Annotated in this window: 14 protein-coding genes; 11 read left to right on the forward strand and 3 right to left on the reverse strand. The window is 70.5% G+C overall.

The window, feature by feature from the left end:
* Positions 1-262 precede the first annotated feature (262 nt).
* Positions 263-1690, forward strand: a complete 1428-nt coding sequence (locus tag ASE35_RS18830) for a hypothetical protein (protein WP_057164853.1) — start codon at positions 263-265, stop codon at positions 1688-1690.
* An 845-nt stretch (positions 1691-2535) separates the two neighbouring features.
* Here ASE35_RS18830 and ASE35_RS18835 read toward each other — a convergent pair.
* The gene (locus tag ASE35_RS18835; protein ID WP_057164775.1) at positions 2536-4638 is read right to left on the reverse strand and encodes a glycosyltransferase; all 2103 of its coding nucleotides are present in this window, start codon (positions 4636-4638) and stop codon (positions 2536-2538) included.
* A 138-nt stretch (positions 4639-4776) separates the two neighbouring features.
* Here ASE35_RS18835 and mrcB point away from each other — a divergent pair, with 138 nt between their 5' ends.
* From mrcB to lepB, 7 genes are all read left to right on the forward strand, one after another.
* Positions 4777-7167: a penicillin-binding protein 1B gene (gene mrcB, locus ASE35_RS18840; RefSeq protein WP_157489581.1), complete on the forward strand. Its 2391-nt coding sequence runs from the start codon at positions 4777-4779 to the stop codon at positions 7165-7167.
* Positions 7168-7174: 7 nt separating this feature from the next.
* Positions 7175-7747 carry a hypothetical protein gene (locus ASE35_RS18845; protein ID WP_200944034.1) on the forward strand — a complete coding sequence of 191 codons (573 nt, stop codon included), beginning with the start codon at positions 7175-7177 and terminating at the stop codon, positions 7745-7747.
* A 19-nt stretch (positions 7748-7766) separates the two neighbouring features.
* Positions 7767-9878: an ATP-dependent DNA helicase gene (locus ASE35_RS18850; protein ID WP_057164777.1), complete on the forward strand. Its 2112-nt coding sequence runs from the start codon at positions 7767-7769 to the stop codon at positions 9876-9878.
* Positions 9871-10299, forward strand: a complete 429-nt coding sequence (locus tag ASE35_RS18855) for a VOC family protein (RefSeq protein WP_056182290.1) — start codon at positions 9871-9873, stop codon at positions 10297-10299. Before ASE35_RS18850 ends, ASE35_RS18855 begins: the two co-directional genes overlap by 8 nt.
* A gap of 21 nt (positions 10300-10320) precedes the next feature.
* On the forward strand, positions 10321-11076 hold the full coding sequence (gene tsaB / locus ASE35_RS18860) for a tRNA (adenosine(37)-N6)-threonylcarbamoyltransferase complex dimerization subunit type 1 TsaB (RefSeq protein ID WP_057164778.1): 756 nt from the start codon (positions 10321-10323) through the stop codon (positions 11074-11076).
* A gap of 20 nt (positions 11077-11096) precedes the next feature.
* Positions 11097-11393 (forward strand): hypothetical protein, encoded by a 297-nt coding sequence (locus ASE35_RS18865; RefSeq protein WP_057160768.1) that lies wholly within the window; start codon positions 11097-11099, stop codon positions 11391-11393.
* A 123-nt stretch (positions 11394-11516) separates the two neighbouring features.
* Positions 11517-12134, forward strand: a complete 618-nt coding sequence (lepB, locus tag ASE35_RS18870) for a signal peptidase I (RefSeq protein ID WP_057164779.1) — start codon at positions 11517-11519, stop codon at positions 12132-12134.
* A gap of 52 nt (positions 12135-12186) precedes the next feature.
* On the opposite strand, the gene ASE35_RS18875 is transcribed toward lepB, so the two are convergent.
* Positions 12187-13071: an energy transducer TonB gene (locus ASE35_RS18875; protein ID WP_057164780.1), complete on the reverse strand. Its 885-nt coding sequence runs from the start codon at positions 13069-13071 to the stop codon at positions 12187-12189.
* Positions 13068-14021 (reverse strand): glutathione synthase, encoded by a 954-nt coding sequence (gene gshB / locus ASE35_RS18880; protein ID WP_057160765.1) that lies wholly within the window; start codon positions 14019-14021, stop codon positions 13068-13070. The genes ASE35_RS18875 and gshB overlap by 4 nt, the downstream gene beginning before the upstream one ends.
* A gap of 339 nt (positions 14022-14360) precedes the next feature.
* Here gshB and pilG point away from each other — a divergent pair, with 339 nt between their 5' ends.
* Genes pilG through ASE35_RS18895 form a run of 3 tightly spaced genes read left to right on the forward strand, consistent with a single transcriptional unit; the run spans position 14361 to position 15715 of the window.
* Positions 14361-14759, forward strand: a complete 399-nt coding sequence (gene pilG, locus ASE35_RS18885; RefSeq protein ID WP_055900524.1) for a twitching motility response regulator PilG — start codon at positions 14361-14363, stop codon at positions 14757-14759.
* 20 nt (positions 14760-14779) lie between these two features.
* Positions 14780-15145: a response regulator gene (locus ASE35_RS18890; protein ID WP_056182274.1), complete on the forward strand. Its 366-nt coding sequence runs from the start codon at positions 14780-14782 to the stop codon at positions 15143-15145.
* Between the two features lie 18 nt (positions 15146-15163).
* On the forward strand, positions 15164-15715 hold the full coding sequence (locus tag ASE35_RS18895) for a chemotaxis protein CheW (RefSeq protein WP_056182272.1): 552 nt from the start codon (positions 15164-15166) through the stop codon (positions 15713-15715).
* Positions 15716-15798 lie beyond the last annotated feature (83 nt).

Genomic DNA, 15798 nt, shown 5'->3' on the forward strand with positions numbered 1-15798 from the left:
TCCGGCGCCTCGCCATCCCGCGCCCGCCGCCACCGTCACTCAGACGCAGCCGCGACGGGGCTATGCTTCGGCCGTGACGTCAGAACGCCCGCCCCGCAACGACCGCAACCCGCCCCCCGGCGCGCGCACGCCGGCCACCGCGCCGGCGCGGATCGAGCCCGAATTCGGGCCTTGGAACGAGCTGCGTTTCGATCGCCGCGAACGCCCACAGCGGGCGCCGGCTGCGCGGCCCTGGTTCGGCTGGGGTGCGGCGGGGTTGGTGATGCTGGTCCTGCTCGCGCTGGTGCTGTTGCGCCGGCCGCTGTCGGACCGGTTGTGGCCGGATTCGCGCCTGCAGCAACTGCGCAGCGACGCCGCCCAGGCCCTGCGCGAAGGCCGCCTGAGTTCCGCCGACGGCCGCGGCGCGCGCCAACTCTATGAGGCCGCGTTGGCCCTGGACCCGGACCGCGACGAAGCGCGCGCCGGCCTGACCCAGGTCGGCCAGGCCGCGCTGGCGCAGGCCGAACGCGCGATCGCGCAGCGCCGCTACGCCGAGGCCCACACCGCCCTGACCCTGGCCGCCGAACTGGCGGTGCCGCGTGCGCAGGCCGAAGCGCTGGAGCGGCGCCTGCGCGCGCGCGAAGCCGCCGACGCCGGCCTGGACCAGTTGCTCGCGCAGGCCGCCAGCGCGCGCGCGGCCGGCCACCTCGACGACGGCGAAAGCGCCGCCCTGCCGCTGTACCAGCGCGTGCTGGCGCTGCAGCCCGAGCGCGTCGAAGCCCTGGAGGGCCGCGAGGATACCTTGGCCGATCTGTTGCAGCAGGCGCGTCAGGCCCTGGCCCACGGCGACCTGCTGGCCGGCGCCGCGCGCATCCGCCGCGTCCAGGCCGCCGACGCCGGCCACAGCGAATTGCCCGACGCGCTGACCGACCTCGCGCGCCGCGCCGATGCCGGCCGCGGCGAGGCCGAGCGCGCGCTGCGCCGCGGCCGTTTGCCAGAGGCTGCCACGGGCTATCGCGAGATCCTGACGGCGCTGCCCGACGACGCCGCGGCCCAGCGCGGCCTGAGCGCGGTCGCGACGGCATACGCGCAACGCAGCGAACGCCTGGCCGCGGATTTCCGTTTCGACGAGGCGGCCGCCGCACTGCGCGAGGCCGACGCGATCGCGCCGGCGACCGCGGCGGTGAGCGAGGCGCGCCAGCACCTGGAACGCGCGCGCCAGTCGCGCAAACGCCTGGGCGGCGAGCTGCCGCTCGCGCAGCGCCAGCAGCGTCTGCACCGCCTGCTCGACGAGGCCGCGGCGGCCGAAGCGCGCGGCGAACTGCTGGCGCCGCCCGGCGACAGCGCCTACGACAAGCTGCGCGCGGCGCAGGCGATCGCGCCGCAGGATCCCAAGGTGCGCGCCGCCGCCGCCCGCCTGCTGCCGGCAGCGCGGCGCTGTTTCGAGGATGAATTGCGCGGCAATCGCCTCAGCCGCGCCGGCGAATGCCTGGACGCGCGCCGCGCGCTGGAAGGCGAGGGCGCGGCGCTGGGCGATGCGCGCCGACGCCTGGCCCAGCGCTGGATCGCGGTCGGCGACGAGCGTCTGGGCGCGGGCGAGTTGCGCGCGGCGCAATCGGCGCTGGATGCGGCGCGCCGCTTGGACCCGGGGGCGGCGGGTCTGGAAGATTTCGCCAAGCGCGTGCGCGCGGCTGCGCCTGGGGCGAACTGAGCGCGGTCGGCGCTCCATGCGGGCCGCTTTCTCTGCTCCTAACTCCCTCCTTTCGAAAAGGAGGGTTGGGGAGGATTTGCTCCTGCTGTTGCTTGTGCGGGTTCTTCACGGAAGTCAAAGGCTTCCGCCCGCTGCGCATGCGGGTCACTTTCTCTGTGCTTATAGCTCCCTCCTTTGAAAAGGAGGGTTGGGGAGGATTTGCTCTTGCTGTTGCTTGTGCGGGTTCTTCACGGAAGTCAAAGGCTTCCGCCTGCTGCGCATGCGGGTCACTTTCTCTTGCTAGCCCAAGAGTCCGTCTGGATTCCCTTCGGTCAAAAGTAACCAAAGAGAAGGGCTAGCGTGACCAACCCTCCCCTGCGAGTTCGAGGCTTTCGCCGGGATTTTTCGAATGGACATCCCTGTCCATTCGAAAAACGGCGCGCGTCCTGCGCGCCGCCCTTCGGGTCTACGGTTGGTCGTGTGGGTGCGTTGCTTTTGGACTTCAATGCTGCGGCAACGGCAACGGCAACGGCAACGGCAACGGCAACGGCAACGGCAACGGCAACGGCAACGGCAACGGCAATGGCAACGGCAACGGCAATGGCAAGAGCAACGGCACGCGCCATGCCGGTCGTAGGATGTGGTGAGCCGTAGGCGAACCGCATCGTTCGCGCGGTGTCGCAGGGCGTCGAGAAATCGGCTTGCGATCTGGCCACGATCGCCGCAACGCGGCGGTGCGTGCGAGGCCGAGGCGTGTGTGCGGCTGTGCCCGGAGGAGAACGCTGTCGCTCACTCCTCACTCCTCACTCCTCACTCCTCACTCCTCACTCCTCACTCCTCACTCCTCACTCCTCACTCCTCCAAACTCACTCCTGCCTCAAAAGCACTCTGCGCACCACTTCGCGCGCGGCGTCGAGGGAGAAATGCGTTTCGACGTTGCGCAGCCCGTTCTCCGACAGCCGCTGCCACAGCGCCGGGTCGCGGTACAGGCGCAGCACCGCCTGCGCGTAACCGGCGGCGTCGTCGGCGACCAGCGCGTCTTCGCCGTCGCGCAGGTGCATGCCTTCGACCGCGCAGCGCGTGGCCACCACCGGCTGGCCGTGGGCCATGCTCAGGTTGACCTTGCCCTTGACGCCGGCGCCGTAGCGCAGCGGCGCCACCGCGATGCGCGCGCCGTCCATGTACGGGTCCAGGTCGGGCACGTGGCCGAGGATCTCGATGCCGGGCTGGGCCGCGAGCGCGGCGATCTCCGGCGGCGCGTCGGCGCCGATGCAATGGAAGCGCAGCTCCGGCAGCTCGGCGCGGATCAGCGGGAACACCTCGGTCGCGAACCAGCGCACGGCGTCCACGTTCGGCGGATGGCGGAAGCCGCCGACGAAGACCAGGTCGCGGCGCTGTTCGAACGCGCGGCCGGCGCCGGCGACGCGGTGCAGGTTGGACAGGATGTCGACCCGCGCCTGCGGCGCATCCTGGGCCAACAAACTGCGCTCCACCTCGCTGACCACGAAGGTCGCGTCGGAGCGCGCGATGATGTCGAGCTCCAGCTTGCGCGTGGCCTCCGCCGCGCGCGCCAGCGCCGGGTCGCCGGCGACCTCGGCGCCGCGGCGCTCGCGCAGGTAGTGCAGGTCGACGGTGTCGAACACAAGCCGCGCCTGCGGTGCGTACTTGCGCAGCAGCGGCAGCAATTCGCGCAGCACATAGTGGCGGCAGACCATGACGGTGTCGAAGCGCGGGCCATGTTCGCGCAGCCAGCCCGGCGCGCGCTGCGCGTACGGCGCATGCCAGACCTCCACGCCCATGCGCTGCAGGTCTTCGGTGTAGCGGCCGTCGTTGGCGCGGTTGGCCGGTAGGAACACCACCTGCGCGCCCTCCTCCAGCAACAGGCGCATCAGATTGACCAGGCGCAGCGAACCCGAATCGCGGTCCGGCTGCGGCACCAGCGCGTCCACGATCAGCACGCAGCGGCGCCCACGCGCGTACGCGGCGCGTTCGGCCGGCGTGTTCGCCGGCCATTGCGCGTCGAGCGTCTCGCGCCACTTTTCCGCGAACACGCCGCGGTTGCGCACCTGGTAGGCCTTCACGCCCGAACCGGTGTCGGTGCCGGCGGTGATGCCTTCGCAATGCACCACCCGCGACTTGGGCTGGTAGACCACGCGCAGCCCGGCCGCGCGCACCGCGAAGGCCAGGTCGGTGTCTTCGTAATAGGCCGGCGCGTAGCGCGTGTCGAAACGGCCCAGGCGCTCGAACAGCGCGGTCGGCAGCGCGATCGCCGCGCCCGAGCAATAGTCGGCGTCGCGCAGGAAGGCGTAGCGCGGATGGTCGGGGGCGTCGAAGCGGCCGTAGTTCCAGCCGCTGGCGTCGGCGAACACGATGCCGCCGGCTTCCTGCAGGCGGCCGTCCGGGTAAACCAGCTGGGCGCCAACCAGGCCGACGTTCGGCTGTTCGTCGAAGGTCGCCAGCAGCACGTCCAGCCAGCCCGGCTGCGGGATGGTGTCGTTGTTGAGGAAAACCACGTACTCGCCGCGCGCCATCGCCGCGCCGTCGTTGCAGGCGGCGATGAAGCCGCCGTTACGGGCGCGGCGGTGGTAGCGCAGGCCCTCGACCTGGCGCAGCGAGGCCTCGGTGGCGTCGGAACTGCCGTCGTCGACCACGATCACTTCGAACGCCGCCTCGGGCGGGCGCGCGGCGAGCGCGCGCAGGCAGGCCAGGGTGTGGGCGAACTGGTTGTAGACCGGGATCACCACGCTGGCGCGCGGCTGCGGCGAGGTCGGCAGCGCGAATGGCGCGAACGGCTGTTCCTGCGGCAGCCACAAGGCCGCGCGCTGGGCGTCGGGCACGCGCCGGAACTGCCGGAGCACGCGCTGCCAGGAGGCGGCGAGACCGCGGGTACGCAGGCTGATCAGGCCGCGTCGCGCCAGGCCCGTTCCCCGGTCCAACAGAAACCGAAGATCGGTCCAACTCATCGCCATCGAACGCTCGCCATTGCTGAAGGGATTCCCTAATACGGATACGGTGGCCGGGCCCGCCGCGCGGCGGCGCCGGCCGGCTGCGTTAGACTCGATGGCTACGAGGGCGCAGCCCTGTCATTGTCCCATGCCGTGGCCCGAATCGATTACGACGAAGACGACAGCTCCGACGACGCCCGCACGCACGACGGCGCCGCCCCGACGTGGAAACGGCGCCTGGTGACCTGGGCCCTGGCCGCGATCGGCCTGGGGCTGGGTTTCCTGATCCCGTATACGCTCTACCTCAATCACGAGGTCGGGCAGCGCTTCGGCCAGCTGCGCTGGCAGATCCCCACACGCGTCTACGCCCGTCCGCTGGAACTGACTCCCGGCTTAACCCTGGATGCGACCACGCTCAAGACCGAGCTGGACGCCTCGGCCTACCGCGACGACGGCGCCGGCGCGCGCACCGGCACCTACGCCCGCGAGGGCGGGCGCTGGACCATCTCCAGCCGCGGCTACAACGACGTCGACGGCGCGGTCGCCGGGCGCCGGATCGAAGTGGTGCTGTCGGGCGGCCGCGTGGCCAGCCTGCGCGAGGCCGGCAACAAGAAATCGCTGAAGGTCGCGCGCCTGGATCCGGCCCGCATCGCCACCTTGTATGGACAGAAGCAGGAAGAGCGTCGCCTGGTCCGGATCGAGGATGTGCCCGAGCTGCTGGTCACCGGCCTGCAGGCGGTTGAGGACCGAGATTTCAACAGCCACTTCGGCATCGACATCTCCGGCATGATCCGCGCGGCCTTCAAGACCGCGACCGGCACCCGTCAGGGCGCCAGCACGCTGACCCAGCAGCTCGCGCGCAGCGGCCTGCTCGGCATCGGCCAGGAGCAGACCCCGACCCGCAAGGCCAAGGAAATCCTGTACGCGCTGCTGATCGAGGCGCGCTACGACAAACGCACCATCCTGGAGGCCTACTTCAACCAGGTCTATCTGGGTCAGCGCGGTTCGCAGGCGATCCACGGCGTCGCCGCCGGCGCCGAGTTCTGGTTCGGCCGCGACCTGCGCGATCTGAGCACCGAGCAGATCGCGCTGCTGATCGGTATCGTCAAGGGCCCGTCCCACTACGACCCGCGCCGCAATCCTGCGCGCGCGCTGGACCGGCGCAACTTCGTGCTCGGCGAGATGCACGAGACCCAGCTGATCGACGACGCCGAGTACCAGCGTGCGCTGAAGACCCCGCTGGGCATCACCAAGACGCCGGGCAGCACCGCCGCCAACCGCTTCCCGGCCTATGTCGACCTGATCCGCCGCCAGCTCGCGCGCGACTATCCGGCCGACGCGCTGGCCGGTGCCGGCTTGAGCGTGATGAGCGGCATGGCGCCGTCGGCCCAGGCCCAGGCCGAAGGCGCGGTCGCGCGCACGCTCAAGAGCCTGGACAGCAAGCGCCGCCCGCCGCTGCAGGCCGGCCTGGTGGTCACCGACGTGCACAACGGCGAAGTGGTGGCCGTGGTCGGCAGCCGCGACGTCGCCCAGCACGGATTCAACCGCGCGGTCGAGGCGCAGCGGCCGGTCGGCTCGCTGCTCAAGCCCTTCGTGTATCTGCTCGCGCTGGCCCAGCCGGGCAAGTACTCGCTGGCCAGCTACGTCGACGATTCGCCGGTCACCGTCACCCTGGGCAAGGGCAAGCGCTGGAACCCGGGCAACTCCGACGGCCGCAGCCACGGCACGGTGCGTCTGGTCGACGCCCTGGCGCAGTCCTACAACCAGGCCACGGTGCGCGTGGGCATGCAGGTCGCGCCCGAGCGCGTGGCCGGCCTGATCAAGACCCTGGCCGGCATCGAGGCCGATCCGAATCCCTCGCTGATCCTGGGCGCGGTCGATCAAAGCCCGTACGCGATGGCGCAGCTGTACCAGTTCCTCGCCTCCGGCGGCGAGATCCAGCCGCTGCACGCGGTGCGCGGCGTGCTGGACGCCAACGGCAAGGCGGTCAACCGCTACGACAAGGAGCCGGCACCGGCCCAGGAAGGCGACGCCATCGCGGCGCGTCTGATCACCATCGCGCTGCAGCAGGCGGTGTCCAGCGGCACCGGCCGCCAGCTCGTCAACGACGGCCTCGGCCGCCTGTCGCCGGCCGGCAAGACCGGCACCAGCAACGACGGCCGCGACAGCTGGTTCGCCGGCTGGACCGGCGATCATCTGGCGGTGATCTGGGTCGGCAACGACCAGAACAAGGAAACCGGCCTGTACGGCGCGACCGGCGCGATGCGGGTGTGGTCGTCGATCTTCTCGCGCCTGCCCAGCGCGCCGTTGCAGGTCGGCGACAAGGGCATCGACTGGCAGTTCATCGTCAACCAGAACACCACCGACCCGGGCTGCGCCAGCGCGCGCCGCTTCGCCTTCGTCGCCGGTTTCGCCCCCGACTACGCGCCGTGCCCGATGCCGCAGGCCGAGCCGGAGTCCGAAGGCGGCGGCTGGCGCGACTGGTTCGGTATCGGCAAGCGCGACGACGAAGAGGCGCCGGCCGAGCCGGCGCCGGAGCAGCAGGAGCAGTGAAGTGGGTATGAGGTTCCGTTCCAGCGTGCTGTGGGTCCTGAGCGCCGCGTGCGCGGCCTGCAGCACGGCCCCGCAGGCGCCGCCGCAACCGCCCTACGACGCCGAAGCCGCGGTCGCCGCGATCCGCAAGTCGGCCGTGGCCGCGCGCGAGCTCGACGTGCAGCCCCTGCGCGATAATCGCGTCGAGGACCTGCGCCAGAGCGCGAGCGCGCTGGAGAAGCAGCGCAAGTACGCCGAATCCGCCGCCGCGCTGGACCAGGCGCTGGCGATCAACGCCAGCGACCCGGCCCTGTTGCAGGAGCGCGCCGAAGCGGCGCTGCTGCTGCGCAAGCTCGACGACGCCGAGCGCTACGCCAAGCAGGCCTACGACGGCGGTTCCAAGGTCGGCCCGCTGTGCCGCCGGCATTGGAGCACGATCGCGGCGGTGCGCCAGTCGCGTCTGGACGTGTTGAAGACCACGCCGGTCTACAAGGAGGAGTTCGACGCCGTGCTGGCGCGCATCTCCCAGGCCGGCCGTGACGTCGCCGCCGCGCGCGCGCAGGCCGACGCCTGCACCGTTTCCGCGCCGCCGCGGTATTGAAGGCGAGGGGGTGGGCGTAATGGAACCTGGCCGCCTCGGCGTCGCCAGCCGCGCCGCGTTGAGCGAAGGCGGCGACCTCGCGCGCAGCATCGCCGCGTTCGCGCCGCGCCCGGCCCAGCAGGAGCTGTCGGCGGCGATCGCCGACGCGTTCGAATCGCGCGGCACCCTGTTGGCCGAGGCCGGCACCGGCACCGGCAAGACCTATGCCTACCTGGTGCCGGCGCTGTTGTCGGGCCTCAAGACCATCGTCTCCACCGGCACCCGTGCGCTCCAGGATCAGCTCTATCACCGCGACCTGCCGCGCGTGCGCGACGCGCTCGGCGTCGGCCTCAAGACCGCCTTGCTCAAGGGCCGCGCGAACTACCTGTGCCTCTACCGCCTGAAGCAGGCCCAGGGCGAGCCGCGCTTCGGCAGCCGTGAGCTGGCCGTGCAGTTCCAGCGCATCGTGTCCTGGGCCGGGCGCACGCGCATGGGCGATCTGGCCGAACTCGAGGCCCTGCCCGAGGATTCGCCGCTGCTGCCGATGGTCACCTCGACCGCGGAAAACTGCCTGGGCAGCGAGTGCCCGATGTTCGGCGACTGCTTCGTGGTGCAGGCGCGCCAGCGCGCCCAGGCCGCCGACGTGGTGGTGGTCAACCATCATCTGTTGCTGGCCGACCTGGCCCTGAAGCAGGAGGGCTTCGGCGAAATCCTGCCGGGCGCGCAGGCCTTCGTGGTCGACGAGGCGCATCAGCTGCCCGACCTGGCCGCGCAGTTCTTCGGCGAGGCGCTGAGCGCGCGCCCGCTGGTCGAGCTGGCGCGCGACGCCCTGGCCGAGTGCAAGCATTCGCCGGGCTCGCTGGCGGTCATGCAGGGGCCGGCGCGCGACCTGGAACAGGCCGTGCGCGCGCTGCGCGCGGCGATGGACGAATTGCCGGTGCGCGCGACCCGCAAGCGCGCCGCCGAGCTGCCCGCGGTCGAGTACGCCTTCGACGTGCTGGCCGCGTCGCTGCAGCAGATTCAGACCGCGCTGGCGCCGTTGCGCGAGGCCGCGCCCGGCTTCGACGGCTGCCACGCGCGCGCCAAGGAATTCGAATCGCGCCTGCGCCGCTGGCGCGGCGAACCGCGCCGCCATGGCGAGGCCGACGACATCGTCGACGAGGACGGCGACGACTTCGAAGTGCGCATGCCGCTACCGACGAGCGTGGACGACGAAGGTTTCGGCGAGGAGCCGACGCCGCCGCAGGCCGATGCCAGCGTGCTGTGGTACGAGCTCACCGCGCGCGGCTTCCGTCTCAGCCGCACGCCGCTGGACGTGGCCGGTCCGCTGGCCGAGCACCGCGAGCGCTCGCGCGCGTCCTGGGTGTTCACCTCGGCCACGCTCGCGGTCGGCGGCCAGTTCCAGCATTACGCGCACAAGCTCGGCCTGGTCGAACCGCAGACCCTGTTGGCGCCCAGCCCCTTCGATTGGGAGCGCCAGGCGCTGTGCTACCTGCCGCGCGGGCTGCCCGATCCGATGGTGCGCCACTACAACGAAAGCCTGGTCGACAAGCTGCGGCCGGTGCTGGAAGCCTCTGGTGGCCGCGCCTTCGTGCTGTTCGCCTCGCACCGCGCCCTGCGCGAGGCCGCCGAGCTGCTGCGCGGCGGGCCCTGGCCGCTGTTCGTGCAGGGCGAGGCGCCGCGGCCGGTGCTGCTGGAGCGCTTCCGCGCCTCCGGCAACGGCGTGCTGCTGGGCGCGGCCAGTTTCCGCGAAGGCGTGGACGTGGCCGGCGAGGCGCTGAGCGTGGTGGTGATCGACAAGCTGCCGTTCGCCGCGCCCGACGACCCGGTGTTCGAAGCGCGCCTGGACGCGATCCGGCGCAGCGGCGGCAACCCCTTCCGCGACGAGCAGCTGCCGCAGGCGGTGATCGCGCTCAAGCAGGGCGCCGGCCGCCTGATCCGCACCGAGACCGACCGCGGCGTACTGGTGCTGTGCGACCCGCGCCTGCAGTCCAAGAGCTACGGCCGGGTGTTCATGGAGTCGCTGCCGCCGTTGCCGCGCACCCGCGAGATCGCCGATGTGGCCGCGTTCTTCGCCCCGGGCGCCGATGCGGCGCGCGACGAATCGCTAGAATCCGGACCGGACCCCAGCCAGGAGCAGGACCATGACTGACACCGATCAAGGCCGCAAGCCGCGCGTGCACGGGCTGGGCGGCGTGTTCTTCAAGGCCCAGGACCCGGCCGCGCTGTCGCAGTGGTACGCGCGCCACCTCGGCATCGACGCCCAGGACTGGGGCGGCGCGCTGATGTTCTGGAACCGCGCCGACACCGGCGAGAGCGCCTGCACGGTGTGGTCGCCGTTCAAGGCCGACACTCAGTACTTCCAGCCCAGCGACAAGCCCTACATGCTGAACTACCGCGTCGACGACCTCGCCGGCACCCTGGCCGCGTTGCGCGCCGAGGGCTGCCAGGTGCTGGACCGTTACGAGGAAAGCGAGCAGGGCAAGTTCGGCTACGTGGTCGATCCGGAAGGTGCGCTGATCGAGTTGTGGCAGCCCGCGCCCGACGACGCCTCGACCGCGCCGCCGGCCTGAGATCCGCATGAGCCACGCCGCATGAAATTGCTCGCCTTCGAAACCGCGACCGAAGCCTGTTCGGTCGCGCTGTGGATCGACGGCGAACTGCGTCAGCGCCACGAGCTGGCGCCGCGCCGTCACGCCGAACTGTCCCTGCCCTGGGCCGAGCAACTGCTGGCCGAAGCCGGGATCCGCAAGTCGCAGCTGGACGCGATCGCGCTGGGCCGCGGCCCGGGCGCGTTCACCGGCGTGCGCCTGGCGATCGCGATCGGGCAGGGCATCGCGTTGGCGTTGGACCGCCCGATCGTGGCGGTGTCGACCCTCGCGGCCCTGGCCCTGGGCGCCCGCACCGCGCCGTGCGCGATCGACATGATTCGCGCTCCGCTTGCCGACGCGAGCATCGGCGAGCCCCAGCGCGTCCTGGCCTGCATCGACGCGCGCATGGGCGAGGTCTACACCGGCGCCTTCGAACTGCGCGACGGCGACGCGTTCGCGCTGGACGCCGAGGCCGTGCTCGCGCCCGAAGCCGCCGCACTGCCCGACGACCGCGACGGTTGGCTGGGCGTGGGCACCGGCTTCGGCGCTGCCGACGGTGCGCTGGCGCGGCATCTCGGCACGCGCTTCTTGGCGATCGACGCCAGCGCCCTGCCGACCGCCGCCGACGTGGCGCGGCTCGCGGTCGCCGCCTACGCGCGCGGCGAAGCGCTGGCGCCGGAACGCGTTGAGCCCGCCTATCTGCGCAACAACGTTGCGTTGACGATCGAGCAGCAGCGCGCGCTGCGCGCGAGCCGTTGATCGCGGTCGTCGCAAGAACGATGGATAAGTCCGAGTTTGCCGCGCTCATCCGGCTGCCTCGCCAGTGGCTGGATCTGGACCTGTATCCCGACGAGTTTTTCCAAGCGCAGCTGCAGCTTTTCCTCGAAGATGGCGGCGCCGCGCAAGACGATACCGGCGATGGAATTCCCGGCGCCGAGCACTATCGCAATGGCCTGTACTGGCACTGGATCAAACGCCCGGGCGAATGCGATCGGGCGCTGATCGAACGTCTGATCGCCTTGGATCCGTGCGAGATTTTGAGCCGTCATCTGCTGAAGCAACTGCGCGGCGCTTGAGCGCGCTCTGCCGGTGTTCCAGTCGCCTACCCACCCATCGGTCGCCCTGACCTCCGGCCTAGGCGCACGGGAACTCCGACGATTCCGCGCCGGTCACTAGCTTCGCCCTTAAGGAGAAGCGAGATGGCGAAGAATGAGCAAGCCTCCGGCCTGCGCGGCTGGATGCGCGGCGAAGGCCGGTCCCTATTGCTGATGCTGGTGCTGCTGACCGTGGCGCGCACCTCGTTCGCCAATCACTACGTGGTGCCCAGCGGCTCGATGGAGCACACCCTGATGCCGGGCGATCGGGTCGCGGTCGATATGTCGGCCTACGGCCTGAGAATTCCGTTCACCGAGACCACCCTGCTGGCGCGCGGCGAGCCGCAACGCGGCGATGTGGTGGTGTTCAAGTCGCCGACCGACGGCACCCGTCTGATCAAGCGTGTGGTCGCGATCGGCGGCGACCGGGTCAGCGTGATCGACGGGCATCTGGCGATCGACGGCGCGCCGATGGCCTCGGCGAGCGAGCCGCTGGTCGAACGGTTCGGCGCGCATCGCGCGCTGCTGAATCTGGATGCCGGCGGCGGGCCCGACGTCCTCGACGCGATCATTCCGCCGGGTCAGGTGCTGGTGATGGGCGACCACCGCGGCAACAGCCAGGACGGTCGCTACTTCGGTCTGGTGCCGGCGAAATCGCTGTACGCCAAGGCGCTGGGCGTGTACTGGCGCAGCGGCGAAGGGCCGGTCTGGAAGTCGCTGTGAGGTAGGCCGAGCGCTGGCGCCTGCTGGGCCGGCGCTTGCGGCGATCGCTGGCTCACTCGTCCACCAGCGCCCCGTCCGGCAGGAACTGCCAGGTCCGGGTCACATGCAGGATGTCGGGGTCTTCGTCGGTGTGCGGCAGCGGCGGGTAGGGCTCGGCCAGGCGGGCGATGCGCAGCGCCGAGGCGTCCAGCAGCGGGATGCCGCTGGACTGGACGATGTCGGCGCGCTCGACGCTGCCGTTGCGGCGCACCGCCACGCTGATCACGACCTGGCCCTGCAGGCGACGCCGGCGCGCTTCGTCGGGGTAGTTGAGGTTGCCGACCCGCTCGACCCGGTCGACCCAGCCGCGCAGATAGCCGGCCCAGGCGTATTCCTGGGTGCTGGCGGACACGAATTTGCGCTTGGGACGCTTGGCGTAGCGCTCCGAGCGCAGATGGATCTCGGCCGCCAGGCGCGCCATGCGGATGTCGCGGTCGATTTTTTCCGGGCCCACCGGCAGCGGTCGTTCGCTGGGCGGGGTGGTGGCCTGGGCGCGCGCGGCCACGAATTCGCCGCGCGCGGAGCTGATCACCCGCGCCTGCGGCGGCGGGGCCGGCGCCGGCGACTGCGCCTGCAGGGCGCGCGCGGCCACCCCGGGCTCGGGCTGCGGGGCCGGACCGGACTGGTTCTCGCGCGGGCGGCTGCTCTTGTCGTGCTCGCCGCCGCCCTGGTTGTTGGCCTGGGCCATGAAATCGGCCTGCTTGGGCGTGAGCGCGGTCGAGGTCTGGGTCAGGATCACGTCCAGGGTCGGCATCACCGGCGCGGCCTGCTCCAGGGCATAGCCCACGCCGAGCACGAACACGCCGTGGATCAGCAGGGACAGCACCATGGTCGCGCTGAAACGGCCTTCGCCATCCAGGCCGGCACCGCCGGGGGCAGGGGCCGCCGTCGCGCTCATGCCGCCTGCGCCGCCCGGGCTTCGATGGCGTCGAACAGGCTGCCTGCGATGTTCAGGCCGAACTGGGCATCGAGCTCGCGGATGCAGGTCGGGCTGGTCACGTTGACCTCGGTCAGGTAGTCGCCGATCACGTCCAGGCCCACGAACAGCATGCCGCGGCGTTGCAGCTCCGGCCCGACCTGGGCGGCGATCCAGCGGTCGCGCTCGCTCAGCGGGCGGCCTTCGCCGCGGCCGCCGGCGGCCAGATTGCCGCGGAACTCGTCGCCCTGCGGGATCCGCGCCAGGCAGTAGTCCACCGCCACGCCGTCGACCAGCAGGATGCGCTTATCGCCCTGGGCGATCTCCGGCAGATAGCGCTGGGCCAGGGCCAGGCCGTGGTCGCCGGTCAGGGTCTCCAGGATCACGTTGAGATTGGCCTCGCCCGCGCGGGCGCGGAAGATCGAGCGCCCGCCCATGCCGTCCAGCGGCTTGAGCACCGCTTCGCCGTGCTCCTGCACGAAGGCCTTGAGCACGGCCGGGTCGCGGCTGACCACGGTCGGCGGGCAGCACTGCGGGAACAGCAGGGCGGCCAGCTTCTCGTTGTAGTCGCGCAGGCCCTGGGGGTCGTTCACGACCAGGGCGCCGGCGTTCTGGGCCACGCTCAGGATCTGGGTGTCGTGCAGGTAGTTGGCGTCGACCGGCGGGTCCTTGCGCATCAGCAGCACATGGCCGCGGCCCAGTACGAGTTGTGACCACGGCCCCAGTTCGTACCAGCCCTTGGGGTCCTCGCGCACGCTCAGCGGGGCGACCGTGGCCAGGGCGTCGCCGTCGCGCAAACTCAGCGCACCGGGGCGCACATAGTGCAGTCGGTGGCCACGCCGCTGCGCTTCCAGCAGCATCGCGAACGTGGAGTCTTTGGCGATCTTGATCGACCCGATCGGGTCCATCACGACGACGATATCGAGCGGCATGGGCGATTCGTACCTGGAAATGTGCGCGATGGTAGCAGGCGGGTCATCGATATCTGCCATCATGTAGCGTCAGGATTGGTCCTTGCCGGGCCCTTTCTGACTCGTCGGGTCGGCCTTCGCCGGATTCCCGACGGGACCGACCCAATTCGTGCGCATGCTCGGACGCGAACGGGCCCTCGCGCCAGCCGCAGCCTCAGGGCCCGGCGGGCGCCATGGTCCACGCGTTCAGCTTTATTGCTGGGAAAACGCGTGCTTGACAGCATGCGCGCGGCTTGGAATAAAGGCATCTTCGCGACGCGCCGGGGATTGCGCGGCGTTTCGCTCCGGGGGATACAAAGAATGCTCGATGAGGCTCGTAACGGCAGCCTCGACGGTTTGAAGGTCATGGTGATCGATGACTCCAAGACCATCCGTCGTACCGCCGAGACGCTGTTGAAACGCGAAGGTTGTGAGGTGGTCACGGCCACGGACGGATTCGAAGCACTGGCGAAGATCGCCGACCAGCATCCACAAATCATCTTCGTGGATATCATGATGCCGCGTTTGGACGGCTATCAAACCTGCGCGCTGATCAAGAACAATCAGTTGTTCAAGAGCACGCCGGTGATCATGCTGTCCTCCAAGGACGGTCTGTTCGATAAGGCGAGAGGACGCATCGTCGGTTCGGAGCAGTACCTCACCAAACCATTTACGCGCGAGGAACTCCTCGACGCGATTCGCAAGCACGTACACGCCTGACCGGGGGGTAGGGCAATCACATGGCACGCATTCTTCTGATCGAGGACTCGCCGACCGATACGGCGGTCCTGACCCAGCTGCTGGAGCGCAACGGACACCAGGTGTTCGCGTCCGGCAGCGCCGAGGACGGAATCGAGGCGTGCAAGCGCGAGTTGCCCGATCTGGTGCTGATGGACGTGGTGCTGCCGGGCATGAACGGGTTTCAGGCGACTCGCGCGTTGTCGCGCGACGCCGCGACCAGCGCCATCCCGGTGCTCATCGTGAGCACCAAGGGCATGGACACCGACAAGGCCTGGGGCATGCGCCAGGGCGCCAAGGACTACATCGTCAAGCCGCCGCGCGAAGATGAGCTCATCGCGCGCATCAGCGCGTTGCTCGGCGGCTGACGCCATCAGGTACGGTCTATGAACACGCAGTCGCCGTTCGATGTGCTGGTCGATTACGAGCGCCGCAGCTTGGCGCACGTGGTCGGCTTGCCCGAGCAGCTCGATGCGCCGGGCCTCTGGCGCGGCGTCGGTTACCGCATCGGCGATCGCCGCCTGGCCTCGGGTTTCGACGAGGTGGTGGAAATCCTGCCGCTGCCGCAGGTCACCGCGGTCCCCGGCGCGCAGCCGTGGATGCTGGGACTGGCCAACGTGCGCGGCAACCTGCTGCCGGTGGTCGACCTCAAGCAATTCCTCGAAGGCACCCGCACCGTGCTGCACGAAAGTCAGCGCGTGCTGCTGGTGCGCCAGCCCGGCGGCGACGTCGCGGTGCTGATCGACGAGCTTTACGGCCAGCGCAGCTTCAACGACCAGCAACTGGTCGCGGCCGACGAGATCGCGCTGGAGCGCATGGCCGAAGGCCGCTACGCCAATTTCATCGACCGGGCCTACCGCCTGGCCGATCACCCGTGGGGGATCTTCAGCCTGGAACGGCTGGCCCGCACGCCCGAGTTCCGTCAGGCCGCGGCCTGACGGGCCCGGTCCGGACCTTTACGCATTGCCCTGGCAACACCGCTGCACCCCGAACCGCTCCCCCGCCCAAACCATCAAATCCG

The sequence above is a fragment of the Lysobacter sp. Root916 genome (assembly GCF_001429785.1).
Classification (GTDB): Bacteria; Pseudomonadota; Gammaproteobacteria; order Xanthomonadales; family Xanthomonadaceae; genus Lysobacter.